The organism is Pseudomonadota bacterium, from assembly GCA_026388315.1.
Classification (GTDB): Bacteria; Desulfobacterota; Syntrophorhabdia; order Syntrophorhabdales; family Syntrophorhabdaceae; genus MWEV01.
Window position 1 is genome coordinate 16,615 of the sequence record JAPLKA010000083.1, and the last position, 16,715, is coordinate 33,329.

The 16,715-nt window shown below is 44.5% G+C and carries 15 protein-coding genes and 1 tRNA gene; 2 read left to right on the top strand and 14 right to left on the bottom strand.

From position 1 onward, the window contains the following. Window positions 1–44 precede the first annotated feature (44 nt). From NTX75_11375 to NTX75_11415, 9 genes are all read right to left on the bottom strand, one after another. Window positions 45–428 carry a glycine zipper 2TM domain-containing protein gene (locus tag NTX75_11375; GenBank protein MCX5816821.1) on the bottom strand — a complete coding sequence of 128 codons (384 nt, stop codon included), beginning with the start codon at window positions 426–428 and terminating at the stop codon, window positions 45–47. A gap of 207 nt (window positions 429–635) precedes the next feature. Beyond that, window positions 636–1,892 carry an aminotransferase class III-fold pyridoxal phosphate-dependent enzyme gene (locus tag NTX75_11380; GenBank protein MCX5816822.1) on the bottom strand — a complete coding sequence of 419 codons (1,257 nt, stop codon included), beginning with the start codon at window positions 1,890–1,892 and terminating at the stop codon, window positions 636–638. Window positions 1,893–1,974: 82 nt separating this feature from the next. Then, on the bottom strand, window positions 1,975–4,329 hold the full coding sequence (locus NTX75_11385; GenBank protein MCX5816823.1) for a PEP/pyruvate-binding domain-containing protein: 2,355 nt from the start codon (window positions 4,327–4,329) through the stop codon (window positions 1,975–1,977). A gap of 61 nt (window positions 4,330–4,390) precedes the next feature. Continuing rightward, window positions 4,391–5,638, bottom strand: a complete 1,248-nt coding sequence (locus NTX75_11390; GenBank protein MCX5816824.1) for a Glu/Leu/Phe/Val dehydrogenase — start codon at window positions 5,636–5,638, stop codon at window positions 4,391–4,393. Window positions 5,639–5,672: 34 nt separating this feature from the next. Then, window positions 5,673–6,818, bottom strand: a complete 1,146-nt coding sequence (locus NTX75_11395; GenBank protein ID MCX5816825.1) for a saccharopine dehydrogenase NADP-binding domain-containing protein — start codon at window positions 6,816–6,818, stop codon at window positions 5,673–5,675. Window positions 6,819–6,860: 42 nt separating this feature from the next. Further along, window positions 6,861–7,283 carry a VOC family protein gene (locus NTX75_11400; GenBank protein ID MCX5816826.1) on the bottom strand — a complete coding sequence of 141 codons (423 nt, stop codon included), beginning with the start codon at window positions 7,281–7,283 and terminating at the stop codon, window positions 6,861–6,863. Window positions 7,284–7,353: 70 nt separating this feature from the next. Continuing rightward, entirely contained in the window at window positions 7,354–9,651 is a 2,298-nt protein-coding gene (locus NTX75_11405) for a xanthine dehydrogenase family protein molybdopterin-binding subunit (GenBank protein ID MCX5816827.1), read from the bottom strand. Window positions 9,652–9,653: 2 nt separating this feature from the next. Continuing rightward, complete coding sequence (locus tag NTX75_11410) at window positions 9,654–10,127, bottom strand: (2Fe-2S)-binding protein (protein MCX5816828.1); 474 nt, start codon at window positions 10,125–10,127, stop codon at window positions 9,654–9,656. 2 nt (window positions 10,128–10,129) lie between these two features. Then, window positions 10,130–11,128: an FAD binding domain-containing protein gene (locus NTX75_11415; protein ID MCX5816829.1), complete on the bottom strand. Its 999-nt coding sequence runs from the start codon at window positions 11,126–11,128 to the stop codon at window positions 10,130–10,132. A gap of 258 nt (window positions 11,129–11,386) precedes the next feature. Between NTX75_11415 and NTX75_11420 the strand changes: the two genes are divergently transcribed. Continuing rightward, a complete protein-coding gene (locus NTX75_11420) occupies window positions 11,387–11,584 on the top strand; it encodes a helix-turn-helix domain-containing protein (GenBank protein ID MCX5816830.1) in 198 nt (65 codons plus the stop codon). A 100-nt stretch (window positions 11,585–11,684) separates the two neighbouring features. On the opposite strand, the gene NTX75_11425 is transcribed toward NTX75_11420, so the two are convergent. The 5 genes from NTX75_11425 to NTX75_11445 all read right to left on the bottom strand — a co-directional run bounded on the left by NTX75_11425 (window position 11,685) and on the right by NTX75_11445 (window position 16,505). Beyond that, the gene (locus tag NTX75_11425; GenBank protein MCX5816831.1) at window positions 11,685–12,749 is read right to left on the bottom strand and encodes a 3-isopropylmalate dehydrogenase; all 1,065 of its coding nucleotides are present in this window, start codon (window positions 12,747–12,749) and stop codon (window positions 11,685–11,687) included. Window positions 12,750–12,848: 99 nt separating this feature from the next. Continuing rightward, window positions 12,849–14,141, bottom strand: a complete 1,293-nt coding sequence (gene purD, locus NTX75_11430) for a phosphoribosylamine--glycine ligase (GenBank protein MCX5816832.1) — start codon at window positions 14,139–14,141, stop codon at window positions 12,849–12,851. A gap of 57 nt (window positions 14,142–14,198) precedes the next feature. Then, window positions 14,199–14,789: an IMP cyclohydrolase gene (locus NTX75_11435; GenBank protein ID MCX5816833.1), complete on the bottom strand. Its 591-nt coding sequence runs from the start codon at window positions 14,787–14,789 to the stop codon at window positions 14,199–14,201. A gap of 12 nt (window positions 14,790–14,801) precedes the next feature. Beyond that, window positions 14,802–15,440, bottom strand: a complete 639-nt coding sequence (locus NTX75_11440; protein ID MCX5816834.1) for a lactate utilization protein — start codon at window positions 15,438–15,440, stop codon at window positions 14,802–14,804. 135 nt (window positions 15,441–15,575) lie between these two features. Next, window positions 15,576–16,505 carry a radical SAM protein gene (locus tag NTX75_11445; protein ID MCX5816835.1) on the bottom strand — a complete coding sequence of 310 codons (930 nt, stop codon included), beginning with the start codon at window positions 16,503–16,505 and terminating at the stop codon, window positions 15,576–15,578. A gap of 135 nt (window positions 16,506–16,640) precedes the next feature. Between NTX75_11445 and NTX75_11450 the strand changes: the two genes are divergently transcribed. Beyond that, window positions 16,641–16,714: transfer RNA gene (locus tag NTX75_11450), tRNA-Val, on the top strand. The last annotated feature ends 1 nt before the right edge of the window (window position 16,715 follow it).

Genomic DNA, 16,715 nt, shown 5'->3' on the forward strand with positions numbered 1-16,715 from the left:
CCCCTTAAGATTTTTTAAACTTGGTATGTATCGTTTTCAATTGGTTACGGGTTAACCGGCACCCAGACCTTATGGGCAGGTACCCATTGTCCGTTTACCCATTGTCCGGGAACTTCCATCCATCGACCGGGCGGTGGCTGGGTCGTATCCGGAGAAGCATAGACAGCTTTCTGTTTCTGAGCATCATCCGCTTTTTTCTGTTTTTGATAATCCATCTCGTGACCCACAAGGGCGCCAGCAAGAGCACCACCTGCAACACCGATGAGGGTTCCCGCTGTGTTGCCGCCAATGACCTGACCGGCGATTGCACCAAGGCCGGCCCCGACAGCAGCGCCTTTGGTAGTATCGCTCATGCCTCCGATTGATTCACAGGACAAAATTGCGAATGGCAATACAATAATCATGGTAAATAAAATAAACTTTTTCATGGATTACTCCCTCCTTGGATATACATTTTTGTACAGTCCTTCATGTGTAGTATTATTATGACCTATTACTGTTTTCAAGTAAATAACTAATACCAATTCGCCTTCATTCATACAACTTCGTTGCCTTCGTCGTCATCTCCTTGTCGCCCGGGTACCCTCTGGGTGCTATCTTTGAATCCGAATTGGTATAAGCTAAGGTTTTGCCACCTATGTATGATATTTCTCATTTACATATGCCATGGCTTCATCTATTGCTTTTGCCGTTAAATCCAAGTCTTCTTCGGTGTGCCTGTGGCTGATATATGCATGATGATGGGGGGTAAAAAAGAAGCCTCTGCGGATAAGCTGGGTGTAAAAATCATCCCGTCTGTCTTTCTGGGTATTTGCTTCATCCTTCTTGAAGGTTACAAAAAACATCGGCGCAACACCGCTTAATTCGGCCCCAACGTCATATTTGTTGATGATGCCCTGGATCTTTTTCATAAGACGGGCGCCTTTTTCCCATATGTTTTCAATAACATTGTCACGTTCCATGATTTCAATGGTTTTTAGAGCGGCAATATACCCGTCACTGTTCGGGAAAAAGGTTGAAGAGATGAAAAGCTTGGATGCTGCAGCCATCATAACGTCAGCCTTTCCGGTTACAACGCTTATCGCGTATCCGTTGGCCATTCCCTTCCCAAGGACCGTCAAATCGGGGGTGACTTTATAAAGTTCCTGCGCCCCGCCCATTCTGAGCCTGAAGCATGTACGGACTTCATCAAATATTAGAATTGCGCCATATTTGTTGGCTAATTCTCGGACACCTTCAAGAAAACCGGGCATTGGTTCCTGCATCTTCTGATGGTTATGATGTCCGAAAGGTGTCATAATGATGGCGGCTGTCTGATTGCCATATTTTGCCATCAAGTCCTCAAGCTGAGCGAGATTATTATAATGAAATTCATGTACATCCTCGTAGAACTTTTCGGGAATGCCGCCTTTCATCTCAACGCACCAGTCATGCCAGCCGTGGTAGCCGCAGCGCATAACTTTGGTCCGGTTCGTATACGCCCTCGCAATGCGGATGGCTGCCGTAGTGGCATCTGAACCTGTTTTTAAAAAGATGCTCAATTCTGCACTTGGAATGAGTTTGTTGAGTTTCTTTGCAAGCTCATTCTGATACCTCTGTGTGAGCGAGAAGCAGAAGCCTTTGTCTTTTATCTGCCTGATAACAGCATCATCAACTTCTTCTTCTCTGTAACCCAGGATAATCGGCCCATAGCCACAGAGGAAGTCGATAAATTCATTTCCATCAACATCGGTCAGTCTGCAGCCTTTGCCGTATTCAAGAAAAATAGGATACTCTCCCATGATAAAATCACCGGGTTTTCTGGCACCCAGGACTCCAGCTGGAACCAGTGTTTTTGCCTCCTCAAAAAGCTCCTGACTTTTCGTTATGTTCAATTTTTTAACTTCTTTCATAAATATCCTCCTTTAATTTGTCTCAGTTTTTCAAAAATTATTGCTATTTTTTTGTAAAACTTTTTTATTTTTTATCATTGTTTCAATTACTCTTACTCTCATAACGGCCTTCAGCAGGTAATCGTGAATTTTTTGGGCATTTAGCCTCATCGCTGCCCCTCTTTGGCCCAAAAAACCCAATGCCTTTCTGATCGTTTGAATCAAGATACACATGGAGGAATTGTCCGGGGTGTATGGAAGGTATGTGGATCACCCTCACAACACTCTCACAGTTCTTCATCTCCGGAGCGAAATCGAGAAACACACTCTCACTAGCTAAAAAAAAGTCCTCGTTGAAGATCGCCCCGGGACTCTCAGGAAAAAGGGGGACCATCACGATGTTTGCCTCCACCAAATCCTGAAAGAAGTGGGTGCCATAGGAAACCTCAGGGGTGTACCCTTCTTTTGCAAAGGCAACTTCTGCCAATAACTTGGTCTTTCTGATGTCGGAATAGGTGACCTTCACCCCCAGGTTGATATCATTACTACCCCAGCGACCAGGTCCCATCAGGGCATATCGGTTATCGGAAAGCCGCTTGTTCAACAGATTGACGGCACGGGCAATCTCCATCTTTTCTTCAAAGGTACGCAGTCTATCATAGGCCTTCGGATCCACGTAGACCACATAATCCAAATCCTCCACGATGCCGTTGACAAGGCCGGCGTTAGTCGTAAAGAGAATCTTATCCCGAGGAACATCCGTGGGAACGATCACGTGATCAGGTTCGGCCCGCATGGAAAGAGACCGGCACTGGAGGATGTAGAGCTTCTCATCGTCCCATGCAAACTCCATATCAACCGGGCGCCCGTAAGCCGCTTCCACCTTGGAGAGGATCTTTTTCGCGAGGTGTACGAAAGGGGTGTTTTTCAACAGATTCTCAAAGGTCAGACAAGGAATGCCCTTGCTCAAATCCTGGCCTTTAAAGTGGGGCGCAGCCAGGTTTCCATCCTGATTAATGGAGACGGCATAGTAGAGATCGGGATGATCTATTTCTCTCCTCAGCGTAAGAAAATCGACAGTTTCCAAGAAGCCGGTTTCCAGGTTCAGAACGTCCACCTGCCTTTGGGAATATTTTTCGATCTGGGAAGCGCTGATTTCAGGCCGCAACAGGGGGTGGCTCAGGGGAATCATGCGAGGGTAATCGGAACCAACGCGGTCTACTGCACGGGTAGCCAACCCCAGGACAATCCGTGCCAACCCTTCCTCCTTCCTGATCTTGGGGCTCCAGGCATAGATATTACGCGAGAAAAGCACCCCGGACACAAAGGGGAAGAAATATTTGCCGAACTGCCTGCCCACAACTTTCTGCACCACCATGGCCATGCGCTCGTCAAAGTCGAGCAATCCATGATCGAGGCGGTAGAGGATCGGGTCTGGCGCAAAGGTACTGGCAAAGACCCGCTTCATTCCATGGATGAACTGGTCCAGTCGGGTCTCCAGATCTCCCTGATTAGTGAGAAAGACGGAGAGATACTTGCCCGCGAAGGCAAGGCCAAAGCTGTCCTCCAGCATGCTTGAAGAACGGATAATGATCGGGTGTTCCCCAATCTCCGTGAGGATCTTGCGGAAATCTTCCACCACTTCGTCCGCAAATTCAGCGCTTTTGAATCGCTCTTCCACCCGCTGAGATTCTTCTTCTATAGCCTCCCGGTCTTTGTATTTGAATGTATGAAAAAGGTAGAGGTTGTTCCGATCAAGGAATTCGGAAAAAACACCCGAATTCAGGTACCATGTGTCGGGAGTCCGGATATACCTTTCCAGTTCCGGATCCCTTTCTTTCAGACTGGGCAAAAGGATTGCTCGCGCCAGGTTCATGCCCGCGGCCTTGCCGCCCAACCTACCTGGCCGCTTGCGACTCCAAAGCGTCCGTTGCAGAATCTTGTCTATATCCCGATAGACAATATGGTTTTTCGCGAGCGTCACAAATGGGAGTTGAGAAGAAAAAAAACGGCTCAACAATGCGACTCTGATTCCGATAGCCTCCTCGGGGGACATGTAAACCTCCCCCTGGGGTATTTCGCAGGTTTCCCTTAATGCCCTGTAAATCTCCATGGAGGTTGCCTGATCACGGTTGGCTACCATAGAAAGTATCTGGGCTTTCTCCCTCTTTCGTGCGAGATTGATATAGTTCTCTATTTCCCACGGAGTAAGGAAATTGGCCACGTACGCGTCCGTAAGGGCATCCACATATTCCTGGAGGTTTTCTTCGGTCCCTTCTTCCGTGTCGTCCGCTTTCAGGCCCTCAATTGCGAGGTCATGGAGTCTCTCCCTGGTAATGATTCCCCGTTGTTCAAGGGCCTCAATGAAAGCGTTGTTGATCAACCCGGAAATGTGAGGGAATTGTCCCTTTTTCCTGGTCAGGAGGTGAATCTTGAATATATTCCAGGGACCATTCATACCAGCGGCTTTCTCAAAGCACAGGATGGGCAAGAACCTGTTTCTTTCCCCATGCTCTATTTTATACCCAGCCCCTAAGCTTGCATGCTTCTGCTACCCGTGCCACAGCCACATAGTAGGCTGCTTTTCTCATATTGACCTTCTCCTTTGTGTACATCTCATAAACCGCGTGAAAGGCTTTGGTCATCTTTTCATCAAGTCTTTTCTGGACCTCATCAAGGGTCCAGTAAAAGTTAGAGGTATTCTGGACCTGTTCGAAATATGAGACCGTTACACCGCCCGCATTAGCCAGAAAATCCGGGAGTACAAAGACATTGTTCTGAAAGAGAATCTCGTCCGCTTCAGGAGTCGTCGGCCCATTTGCAAGCTCGCAGGAAATCTTGCAGCGGAGTTTCCCGGCATTCGAAACGGTAATACAATTCTCAAGCGCTGCAGGGAACAGCACCGTCACATCCAGTTCCAGAAGCTCTTCGTTGCTGATGGCATCTGCCCCCGGAAATCCCTGCAGGCTTCCCGTCTTAAGTTTGTAATCGACAACATTCACCGGGTCCAGTCCGTTTTTGTTATAAATGCCTCCCTTTGAGTCCGAAGCTGCTACAAGGTTGAGTCCCAGTATCGAGTTGCCCAGCAATGCTGCATACTGACCGGCGTTGCCGAAGCCCTGGACTGCCATCGGTTTCCCGTTAAGATCAATTCCCAGGATCTTCGCTGCCTCGCGGGTTATATAAATTCCGCCACGCGCCGTGGCATCGGTTCTTCCTTCGGATCCTCCGAGACTGAGGGGTTTTCCCGTAATGCATCCCGGATGGTGTTCTCCGGCTATCGTCTCGTATTCATCCATCATCCATGCCATGATCTGCGGATTCGTATAGACATCCGGCGCGGGAACATCTTTGGAGACCGATATGGTGCTTGCCACGGTGCGCATATAGCCCCGTGCGAGACGCTGTTTTTCAGTGTTAGACAGCTCCTTCGGATTACAGGTCACTCCACCCTTTCCGCCGCCGAGCGGGATGTCCACAACAGACGTCTTCCAGGTCATCCATGCTGCGAGGGCCCGGACCGTATCAATCGTTTCATCGGGATGCCACCTCAATCCACCTTTTGACGGCCCGCGAGCGAAGTTGTATTGAACCCGATAGCCGTGAAATATCCTGGTAGATCCGTCATCCATTTGAACAGGAAACGTGCAAACCAGTTCCCGCTGAGGCCACCTGAGCAGTTCATGGGTGGCCGAATCAAGACCCAACTTCTTCGCAGCGTCATCGAGCTGCTGCTGTGCAATCGTAAAAGGATTTAATTTTGGCATAAACACCTCCCTCGGTTGGTAGGTCAGATTTAGACTAAACCGCAAGCATGGATCTTATTGCTTCCGTTTGATGGATCCTGGCGCCCCTTTGAAGTAATGCTGCAAGAAATTTTTCCGGATCGATGCAGCCTTCAGGGGCTACCACACCCTTTACAGTAACTTCACCGGCATCCATCATGAGAGCGGCGATTGAGGCGGGAAGTCCTGTTCCCGGCGCCATCCTGCCTACTATATCGGCTGTATATGTCACTTGTTTTCCTTTTCTCTCCCCTTTTACGATCACTTTTAAACCGGAAGCAGCAGGTCCGTTATCTCTATCCTTGGGAATTGTCTCCCATTGTTTTAAAGTCAGATCATAGGGCACCACCTTTGTCCCCTTGACCTCTATCGGTTCCGTACTGAGAAAACCTGTTTCTTTTTGCTCTTTAATCAGCTCATCCACCCATGCCGGTATGAGTGCACCTTTGATAACTACCTTCTTTACCCCCTCGATGTAGCGGGGTATTGTGATTGGCTGAGGATGACCCACATAGCGGACAACACATGTGCCGAGAGGTTCAAGAAATTGAGCCGTCTCCTCACCGGTGCCACCCTCTACGTATTCCAGTTTGCCATCGAGATACTGGGGAATCCTGCCTGTAACCATATGAAGGCTGTGATCCCAGGCTGCACCCGCAAGCTCGGCGATACTTACAACCCAGAACAGGTGTATCTCATCAACACGATCCAGTTGATTTGCATACCACTTGACTAATACATTGTTTGTTCCCGGATCCGATCCCATTCCTGTCAGCACAGTTATTCCTGCTTCTTTTGCAGCTTTATCAATGTCAGTAGAAGAAAAAAGGATTGGAACAGCCTCATAGTCATCGCAAATATCTATATAGTTAACCTTTGCTTCAACGGCTGCCCTCGCTACAGCTACAGCCGTTTTATAGAATGGCCCTGCGCAGTTGATAACAACGTCAACATCCCTGATTGCGCTGACCATGCCGTTGTGATCGTTTACATCAATTCTGATGAGCGATACCTTTTCGCTGGCACGCAATTTATCCTGTACTCTACCCGGGTCTGTATTTATGTCCCCTAAAATTACTTTCTTAATCCGCTCCTGTTTAATAAGGTCCCGGGCAACTCCCTGACCCATACCCCCGGTTCCGCCTACAACTAATGCTCGCATTCCAACTACCTCCTTAGATTATAATTTTCTCATATGGGCACATTATTTCTTGTTAATATCGAAATCCCCTTCCAGAAGCTCGGTAAGCACCCCGTGGAGCTTATTGGGGTGATGTACGAAGGCATATCTTGTCCCGAAGAGCTCTCTTGGTTTGCTATCAATAAGTTTGATGTTTTTTTCTTTAAGCTCCAACATTGCCTTTGAAAGGTCATCTACTTTGTACGATATAAGGAAGGCGCCTTCTCCTCTGTTATCAATAAATTTAGCGACTTCTCCATCCGGTGCAGTTGATTCCATAAATTCTACAGCCACTTCACCTATACAATACCGTGCTACTTTGATTTTTTCTGATTCCGCAGTATATTCACATGTTGGCATTAACCCGAAATCTTCTCTGTATATCCTTTTCGTTTGTTCAAGGTCTTTTACCGCAAAACAGATATGGTCAATCTTCTCTATCTTCATTCCTTCACCTCTTATCTTTTAAACCAGTATCTCGTGAAACGTATCTCGTCTTATAACTATTCACTATTCACTATTCACTGCCTTCATCACCTTTCACCTTTTGCTTTTTCTCTATCGCATTTAATATCTTATCCGGTGTAAGCGGAAATTCTTTAATATCGACACCAATGGCATTACAGATGGCGCCACAATAAGCCTGGGCTGCTGACATTGCAATGGACATTCCTGCCTCTTTAGCCCCGTATGGCCCGTTCGGATCAATGGTTTCAACAATAATATTATTGATTCTGGGCATATCGATAGCCAATGGCACCATGTAGTCAAGCTGGTCAGGGTTTAATACCCTTCCGTTATACCAGAGAATATATTCGCTCAGCATACCACCCTGTCCACCCATAGCAATACCACCCTCGAATTGACCTTCGATTACCTTCGGGTTAAGCGCATATCCTACATCCTGAGCAGCGGTAACTTCGAGGACATCAACCTTTCCTGTCTCAGGATCAACTTTCACTTCAGTGATTACCGTACCAAAAGAAAAGGTCTCAGAGAGCTGACCGGAGGGATTTTCCACCCATTCACGCTTGCTATCCACCTTGGGCCAGTAAGATCCTTCACCGCTGATTGACTCGCTCCGGCTTAATGCTATCCTGATTACCTTCGATAGGGATATGGATTTATCCGGACTTTTTTCAATATAAATTTTCCTATCCTTAACGGTGAGTTCATCAGGGCTTGCCTTGAGGGCTTCTGAGGCTATTTTTAAAAGTTTATTTTTTGCGTCCTGGGCAGCAAGCCTCACAGCATTGCCTCCGATAAAGGTCTCACACATTGAGTATGATCCGGGATCGCTTGGCGTGACCTCTGTATCAGCATTGACAAGCTGAACGTCACACACGCCTAATCCTAACTCTTCAGCGGCAATTTGAACGATCATATTGTCGTTACCCTGGCCATTGTCGACAATACCTGTTATGACTGTAATTCCGCCTTCTTCGTTGAATTTAATAAAGGCCTGTGAACCTCCCCTGATCCCCATGGGAAAACCGGTTTGCACTGAGTTGCAACCGATGCCTATTCCATGATATGGGGGAAGTTTACCCCATTTTTCATTCCAGCTCGCTTTCTCGCCGGCCTTAAGAATCGTTTCCGTCATACCACAGCTCGCAACATATGATTTGGTCGGTGTAAACTCACCGACCTTTCTTGCATTTCTGAGACGCATTTCAAGGGGATTAATCCCCAGTTCCTGACCTATCATATCAAGCTGCAGATCAACACCACAGGCAAATGCCCTTCCATGTGTTCTGAACATTCCCCGGATAGGTTTGTTTGTAAAGACCCTGTAACCATTATACCGTATATTATCCATCTGATAGGCCTGTTCCATACACAGAAATGGAACGCTTACCGCTATAGGGCCGGTACTACTGTATGCACCACCATCCATGTGACACGTTATATCACGTGAGATTACCCTACCCTCTTTATTTACCCCTGTTTTTATTGTGGCAATCATGGAATGTGCCTGCCGTGTGGCAATGGAATTTTCCTCCCTTGTATAGACAAGTTTGACAGGTCGCTGGGATTTTCTGGCAAGGAAGGCACAGATCACATCTGCAGGAGAAATCTCGGAACGTCCGCCAAATGCACCACCTATAGCAATCTTCCTCACCCTTACTTTATTTAGGGGTATTTTAAGTACGTTCGATAAGGGTTTTGCCTTCAAGTGAGGACCGGCATTGGGCATCCAGATTTCAAGGCTGCCGGTATGATCGTATTGTGCAACCACAGCATAAGGCTCTCCCTGAAAATATGAGTCCTCCGGCGCTGTGAATGTATCTTCCCTGACATAATAAGACTCCCCAAATCCCTTTGCCACATCACCAACGTCAATGTTTACATGGATATTAATGTTCCCCGGATGATCCTGATGAATCAGTGGTGCACCGGATTCAAGTGCTGATTTCATATCGAATACTGCCGGAAGTTCTTCATATTCTACTTTAATGAGTTTCAGTGCCTGAATTGCCGTGTCTTCATCAACTGCCGCGACAGCCGCAACTTCTTCTCCCACATAACGAACCTTATCCGTCGGCAGGAACTGCTGGTCCTGTGTATAGCGGAACACACCCCATTTGTCAGCACATGTGTCTTTCGCCGTTATAACAGCCTTAACACCTGGAAGTTTTTCAGCTTTTGATATGTCAATCTCAAGGATTTTTGCGTGGGCATAAGGGGATCTCAGGACTTTCCCGATAAGCATACGGGGGAGCATGAGGTCAGAGCTGAATTGGGCCTGTCCTGTTGCCTTTAAAGGCGTATCTATTCTTTTCATGCTTTTTCCGATAAGCGAAAAATCACCCATATCTATTCCCTCCCCCTATTTGATAATGCTTGTATTGCTTCAACTATCTTTGCGTATCCGGTGCAACGGCAGACATTCCCGGAAATGGCAAACCTGATCTCTTCTTCTGTGGGTGCAGGATTGTGATTGAGGAGTGAACGGGCCGTTAGTATCATCCCGGGACTGCAGAATCCACATTGTATTGCATGATGTTCGATGAATGATTCCTGGACAGGGTCGAGTTTTTCACCTTTTGCTAATCCTTCAATTGTGGTTATTTCACAATCTTTTGCCTCTGTGACAAGCAGAAGGCATGATCTCACAGGAAGACCATCAAGCAATACAGTGCACGCCCCGCATGCTCCTTCACCGCAGCTTTCCTTTGTTCCGGTCAATAACAAGTCATCTCTTAAAATCTCTAAAAGGGTGCGGTTCGGGTAAGTGATAATTTCGTATTTTTCATCATTGATTTTTAGTGTTAACGTGATTTTTTTCATAATTACCTGTCCTTTCTTAAATCTTTCAGTGCCTTCTGAATTGCCCTTTTTGTATATATTACTGCCATTTTTCGACGGTATGAAGCAGGCACGGGCAGATTATCAGCAACTTCAACAAATTGAAGAACCGCCCCTGATGCCGCTTCAATGTCTTTATTCGATGGTTTTTTTCCTTTAAGTACTTTGGATGCCTTATCAATGATCTTTGGAGATGACCCCGCAGCACCAAGGACAATGCGCGCATCAATTACTTCTCCATTCATATTTCCAGACACAAACACTGCAGAAGACATTAACGGATATTCAAGGCTCTTCCTGATTCTCAGTTTTTCATAAGCAGAAGAGTATTGTCCTTTTGGGATGGGGATTATAATATCCGTGAGCAGTTCGTTCTCCCCAATTGAGTGCGGGTTCTCACCTTTTCCCGTGAACAGATCGGAAATTAAAATAGTGCGTGACGAGTCACTTTTTTCCAGCTTTGCCTTCGCATTAAAAGAGATTAATGCAGGAGCCATATCACTCTGGTAAACGCTAAAACACCGATTCCCCCCTTTTACCGCCCGGCACATAACGCCACCGGCCTTATAGCAGGGCTTAAGACCATTTCTGAAAAGTTCTGACTGGTTATAATACATACAGCGGCTGTTCTGGAAAATATTCCCCCCGATGGTGGCCCTGTTCTGGATCGGAGGAGCAGCAACTAAGTTTGCAGCTTGAGAAATTCCCTTAAAGAGGTCATTTATCAATGAGGATTCAATTATCTCTCGCAAGGTAGTATTACTTCTGATTATAATCTGGCCCTTACTTTCCTTGATGCCCTGAAGATTTTTTATTTTTCTCAGGCTCAAAATATATGGAGGCACAGAAAGGCCGAGTTTCATTAAACCCACAATTTCAGTGCCCCCTGCAACAATTTTAACCTTTCCCTTGTGTTTTTCAAGCATGGATAAGGCGTTTTTTAATGTGGCCGGTTCCAGAACTTCAAAAGGCGGCAATCTCATAAATACTCCTCTTGTTACAATTTTGAGTTGTTAAGCATTAAGGCTTGACAACAATATAAAGACCATTCTAATATAAAATACAATATAAAATACAAAAGAAGTTTGTATACAGTATACAGTGATTAAAACTATAATTTAATTATTTTCTTGTCAACTAAAAATTAGATTTGTCACCGTAAGCCAAAAATGGCACCGATCATGAATGATAGTAAAACACCAAATGATAATACTGAGTTATACAATATATTTGAGGTAAAAATGGAACATATAGCAAAAAACCTGTTGTTATCAAAGGTGAATGATAAAGACAAAGTACTCATGGAGATTCAGGCAATCATTGAGAAGGTATTTATCGGTTCTGCCATGAAACTCTCAAAAAACAATGTTTCAAAGGCAGCAAAACTTTTAGGAATTAACAGAAATACATTAAGTAAAAAACTGAAAGAAACCAGATAATAAAACAAGATACTGGATACTGGTTTGAACCAGAATCCAGTATCGAGAATATCCAGTATTCAGTCTGCACTTCACTCTTCACGAATGATGCTTCACGGATTTATTTATTAACATATTTCACTATCAGGTCACCTGCTTCTTTTGTCCCCATCCCCATCTTCCCTGCATCGAGAGATTTGATATCCTCTTTCAAGGCCTTTTGAACAGCTTTTTCTAAAATTTTCCAGCCTTCTCCTTCGCCAATGAATTCGAGCATCATTCCGCCTGCAAGTATTGCAGCAAGGGGATTTATCACATTTTTCCCCGTATATTTGGGAGCAGACCCACCCATCGGTTCAAACATGGACACTCCCTCAGGATTTATATTCCCGCCTGCAGCGATGCCCAGGCCGCCTTGAATCATTGCCCCGAGGTCAGTGATAATATCTCCAAACAGATTATCAGTAACAATCACATCAAACCACTCCGGGTTTTTCACCATCCACATACAGGTAGCGTCAACATGGGCATAGTCTGTTTTTATATCAGGGTATTCCCTGGCAACCTCATAAAAAGTTCTTTCCCAGAGGTCAGAAGCATAAGTAAGGACATTCGTTTTGGCACACAAAGTAAGTTTTTTTTCTTTGTTACGTTTTTTTGTGTAGTCAAAAGCAAAACGTATGCATCTTTCCACACCTTTTTTTGTGTTAATAGACTCCTGTGTGGCAACTTCATCTTTTGTCCCTTTTTTTAAAATTCCACCTGCCCCTACATACAGCCCTTCCGTGTTCTCCCTTATGACAACAAAGTCAATATCGTCAGGTCCTTTATTTTTAAGCGGCGTGTCAACACCTTCATAGAGTTTCACGGGTCTCAGGTTGATATACTGGTCAAGCTCAAATCTTGTCCTTAATAGAATGCCTTTTTCGAGTATCCCGGGTTTAACGTCAGGATGACCTATTGCCCCAAGATATATTGCATCGAACTGTCTCAACTCGCCAAGGACACTATCAGGAAGTATTTCACCTGTCTTTAAATAACGTTCCCCCCCAAGATTATAATAGGTGTATTTCAACGTAAATCCCAATTTTTTCGATATGACATTAATAACTTTTATCCCTTCTGCAACCACTTCAGGACCGGTCCCGTCACCTGGTATTACAGCGATATTATATGTTTTACCCATTGCTACCTCCATATTTTTTGTGAATAGTCGTTAGTGAATAGTATATAGTCAAAGATATTTTGTGCTGTTCACTATTCACTGTCTTAACCGCTCTACGCTCTATGCTGAGCGCTCTATACTGTATTTTAAGGCTTTTGCCCCGATGTCTTTTCTGTACTGCATGCCTTCGAACTCTATATATGAAACCGCGTCATAGACTTTCTTTATGGCGTCTTCATATGTTTTTCCTGTAGCGGTTACTCCGAGAACCCTCCCGCCGGAGGTATAAAAATCATTTCCAACCTTTTTTGTGGCGGCGTGGAATACCATGATATCTTTCTTGTTTTTCAGGTCTTCGAGGCCTCTGATAACTTTGCCTTTTTCCGGTTTATCAGGGTACCCCCTCGAAGCGATGACAACACATATGGAGACGCCCTCTTTCCATTTGATATGCTCAATCGTATTCAATTTACCTTCTACACAGGCTAAAACGATGGGCACAATATCGCTTTCCATTTTAAAAAGAATCGGCTGTGTTTCCGGGTCCCCGAGTCTGGCGTTGAATTCAAGGGTATAGGGGGTACCGCCTGACAGCATTAATCCGTCATATAATACTCCTTTATACACTACCCCTTCGCTCTGTAAAGCCTGTATGGTTTTGAGCATTATGTTTTGATTAATCGCCTCTTCCATATCCTTACCGATAAATGGAATCGGTGTATAGGCGCCCATACCGCCGGTATTAGGACCTTTGTCATCGTCTAACAGCGCTTTATGGTCCTGCGAGGCGAGCATAGGCAATATCGATTTCCCATCGGTAAATGCAAGGTATGATGCCTCAACACCCGGTAGAAAATCTTCAATAATAACGTTTTTACCTGCATCTCCATGAATCAGGTTGACCAACAGATCTTTAAGAACACTTTCACCTTCTGCCTGGTCTGTTATAACATAAGCCCCCTTCCCCGCGCATAAACCATCAGCCTTTACAACATATGGCGGTTTTAATCCCTTCAGGTATTTTTCTGCCTTATCATAGTCAGAAAATATTTTGAAAGGAGCTGTAGGTATCCCGTATTTATCCAGCAATTCCTTTGTAAATACCTTGCTTGTCTCAATCAAGGCACCTTTCTGCCTGGGTCCGAAAATGGGAATACCCTCTTTTTCGAAGCCATCTACAATCCCTGATGCAAGAGGATTTTCAGGTCCCACGATGACAAGCTCAATTTTTTCTTTTTTTGAGAATGCGATGAGCCCATCCGTGTCATTAGCATTCATATCAACACAGGTTGCCATCTCGGAAATTCCCCCATTTCCGGGGATACAGAAAATAGTGTTTACCTTTTTTGACTGCGACAATTTCCATACGAGGGCATGTTCTCTCCCACCACCACCAATAACAAGAACCTTCATTCCGATTTTCCTTTCATATTTGTGTCTGATACTGGACCAGTATCCAGTATCAAGTATCTATCGTTTCACTCCTGCCAGATATGCAGTAATAGCGCCATCATAATCTGCGGTAGTTGCAAATACCTTTTTAGCCAGATAAAACCTGAAATCCTCTGTGGTTGCACCGTTGTTTGCCTTAATATTTTCCATAGCCTTCGAATAATCCTCATGGTCGACAACTACAGTAACAAATTTAAAGTTTTTTGCTGCCGCCCTTATCATCGACGGGCCGCCGATGTCTATATTCTCTATCGCTTCCTCAAAGGTACAGCCTTTGCTTATCACTTCCTTAAAAGGATAGAGATTCACAACTATCATATCGATATGTTTTATCTCTAAAGTCTCCATTGCTTTCTGATGTTCCGCATTATCCCTGATATTGAGTATCCCGCCGTGTACCTTCGGATGCAACGTCTTTACCCTTCCATCCATAATCTCAGGAAAACCCGTATAGGCGCTTATCTCGATGGGGTTAACACCTATGCTGTCGAGATATTTTTTTGTGCCACCCGTTGAAAGGATTTCCACATCATAGCCTTTCAGGAATGGAGCCAATTCCGATAGACCTGCCTTGTTCGATACACTTATCACTGCCCGCTTAATCTTCATATAACCCTCCTTTTAGAGTCCCAATTCTTCGTTGATTAAATAAACAGAGATGTCTGTTCCGCCCGGTTTTCTCTGCATAATCGATATAATCCTGCATATTCTCGCCTCAGATCTGCAATCATGACAGTGGCCTGTTTCTGCACATGGCAGCGAGAGATTCAGCCTTTTTGCATTCATTGGTGCAGCTACATTTTTAATCCTCTCAATTCCTGCATTCATGTCAGGCACTATTTTATTGTAACCTGCAATAATGATTACTTTTTTTGGTCCATATGCTGTGCTGTTGGTCCTGTTGCCAGAACCATCGATATTGATAATTTCACCTTTTTCTGTGATTGCATTGGCGCTTGAGAAAAAAAGATCGCATGTCAACTGCTGAAATCTGATCTCGCTGATCTCCTCCTTTGAAAGCCCTGGTTTCCAATGGTCAAGAAGCACAACATCCTCGTTTTTCAAGTGCTCAACAATACCCAAATCCCTTACGGTGAGGGAGCCGCCAAACCCTATTTTCATCTTGGGTTTTACATAACTCAACACCTTGTCCATAAGGGTTTCCCTGTCAGGGAAAAAGGCCGCGTCAAAAAAATTTGACTCAAGTGATTTTACTGCCCTCTGGATCGTTTTTTCGTTATGCCATTTTCTTATCTCCATACTTGCACCTCTCTTTCATCCCCCTGAAATTTTTTTTGGAAGGAAAACACAATACGGGATTTATAGTAAATGCTGGTACGATAATTTGTCAATAACAATCTTCCCGGTAATGTGTTGTTCTCGTACTATACCGAGTTATTGCTCTTTATGCATATAGAATATGTTGTTGCCGAAATGGAAACTTTTTATTTTTCCTGCATGCTCCATAGTCCGGAGGGTATCTTTCGCCTTTTGTAATGTCAAGCCGGTAGTCCTTACAATATCATCTAATGTTAATGATCTTCTTTTGAGTATATCCAGGATTGTTTCTGCCCGGTCTTTAATATCCTTTTTCGGCCTGAATTTTTTAAAACTGCAGACAACTTCACAATTATCTCCAAAAAATCTGCTTATCTTTTGAAGCTCAGATTGACTTATCCCTTTCGCAGCATCATCTTTTGGAGGTCTTGTCACGGTATTCAACTGAACCTTATCAACACCAAGAAGACCGATGATCTTTTTGAATTTATCCAGTTCTTCTGCGTCATCATTTATATCCTTCATAAGCATGGTTTCAAGCCAGATTTTACCTTCATACTCGTTTCTGAATTTTTTCAGACTCTTAATAATTAAGTCCAGTTCTATGAGGGAATGGGGTCTGTTAACATAATGGAATATGTCTTCGCTTGCTGCATCGAGGGATGGCAGAACAATATCTGCGAATTTTAAATCTTGTCTGACATCTTCATCATAGAGAAGTGAGCTGTTTGTGATTACCGATACAGGAATATCAACCCTCTTTTTAATCTCTTTTATCATCCGACCAATATCGACATTAAGGGTTGGCTCACCTGAGCCGGAGAAGGTTACAATATCAATATGGTTTTGGGGGGCACACGCTTCGACTATTTCATCAACCACTTCCTGAACATCAAAAAAACTTTTTCTCTGAATCTCCTGATTTGTTGTTTTGCCTACCTGACAGTAAATGCAGTCAAAACTACAGAATTTTCTCGGAATAATATCAACCCCAAGGGAAAACCCCAGTCTTCTCGATGGAACCGGACCAAAGATAAATTTATTCATAGTGAAATAATAATAGATTATTAACGGGAAAAATCAAACAAAAATTCATTTCAGAGTGATATTCTGCCCTTCACTTATTTTAAAATTGTTGATAACATTGACTTTAATTTTGCAAATAGTGTATTATTAAAATATGGGCGGTTAGCTCAGATGGTTAGAGCGCTGGTCTCACATACCAGAGGTCGTAGGTTCGACTCCTATACTGCCCAC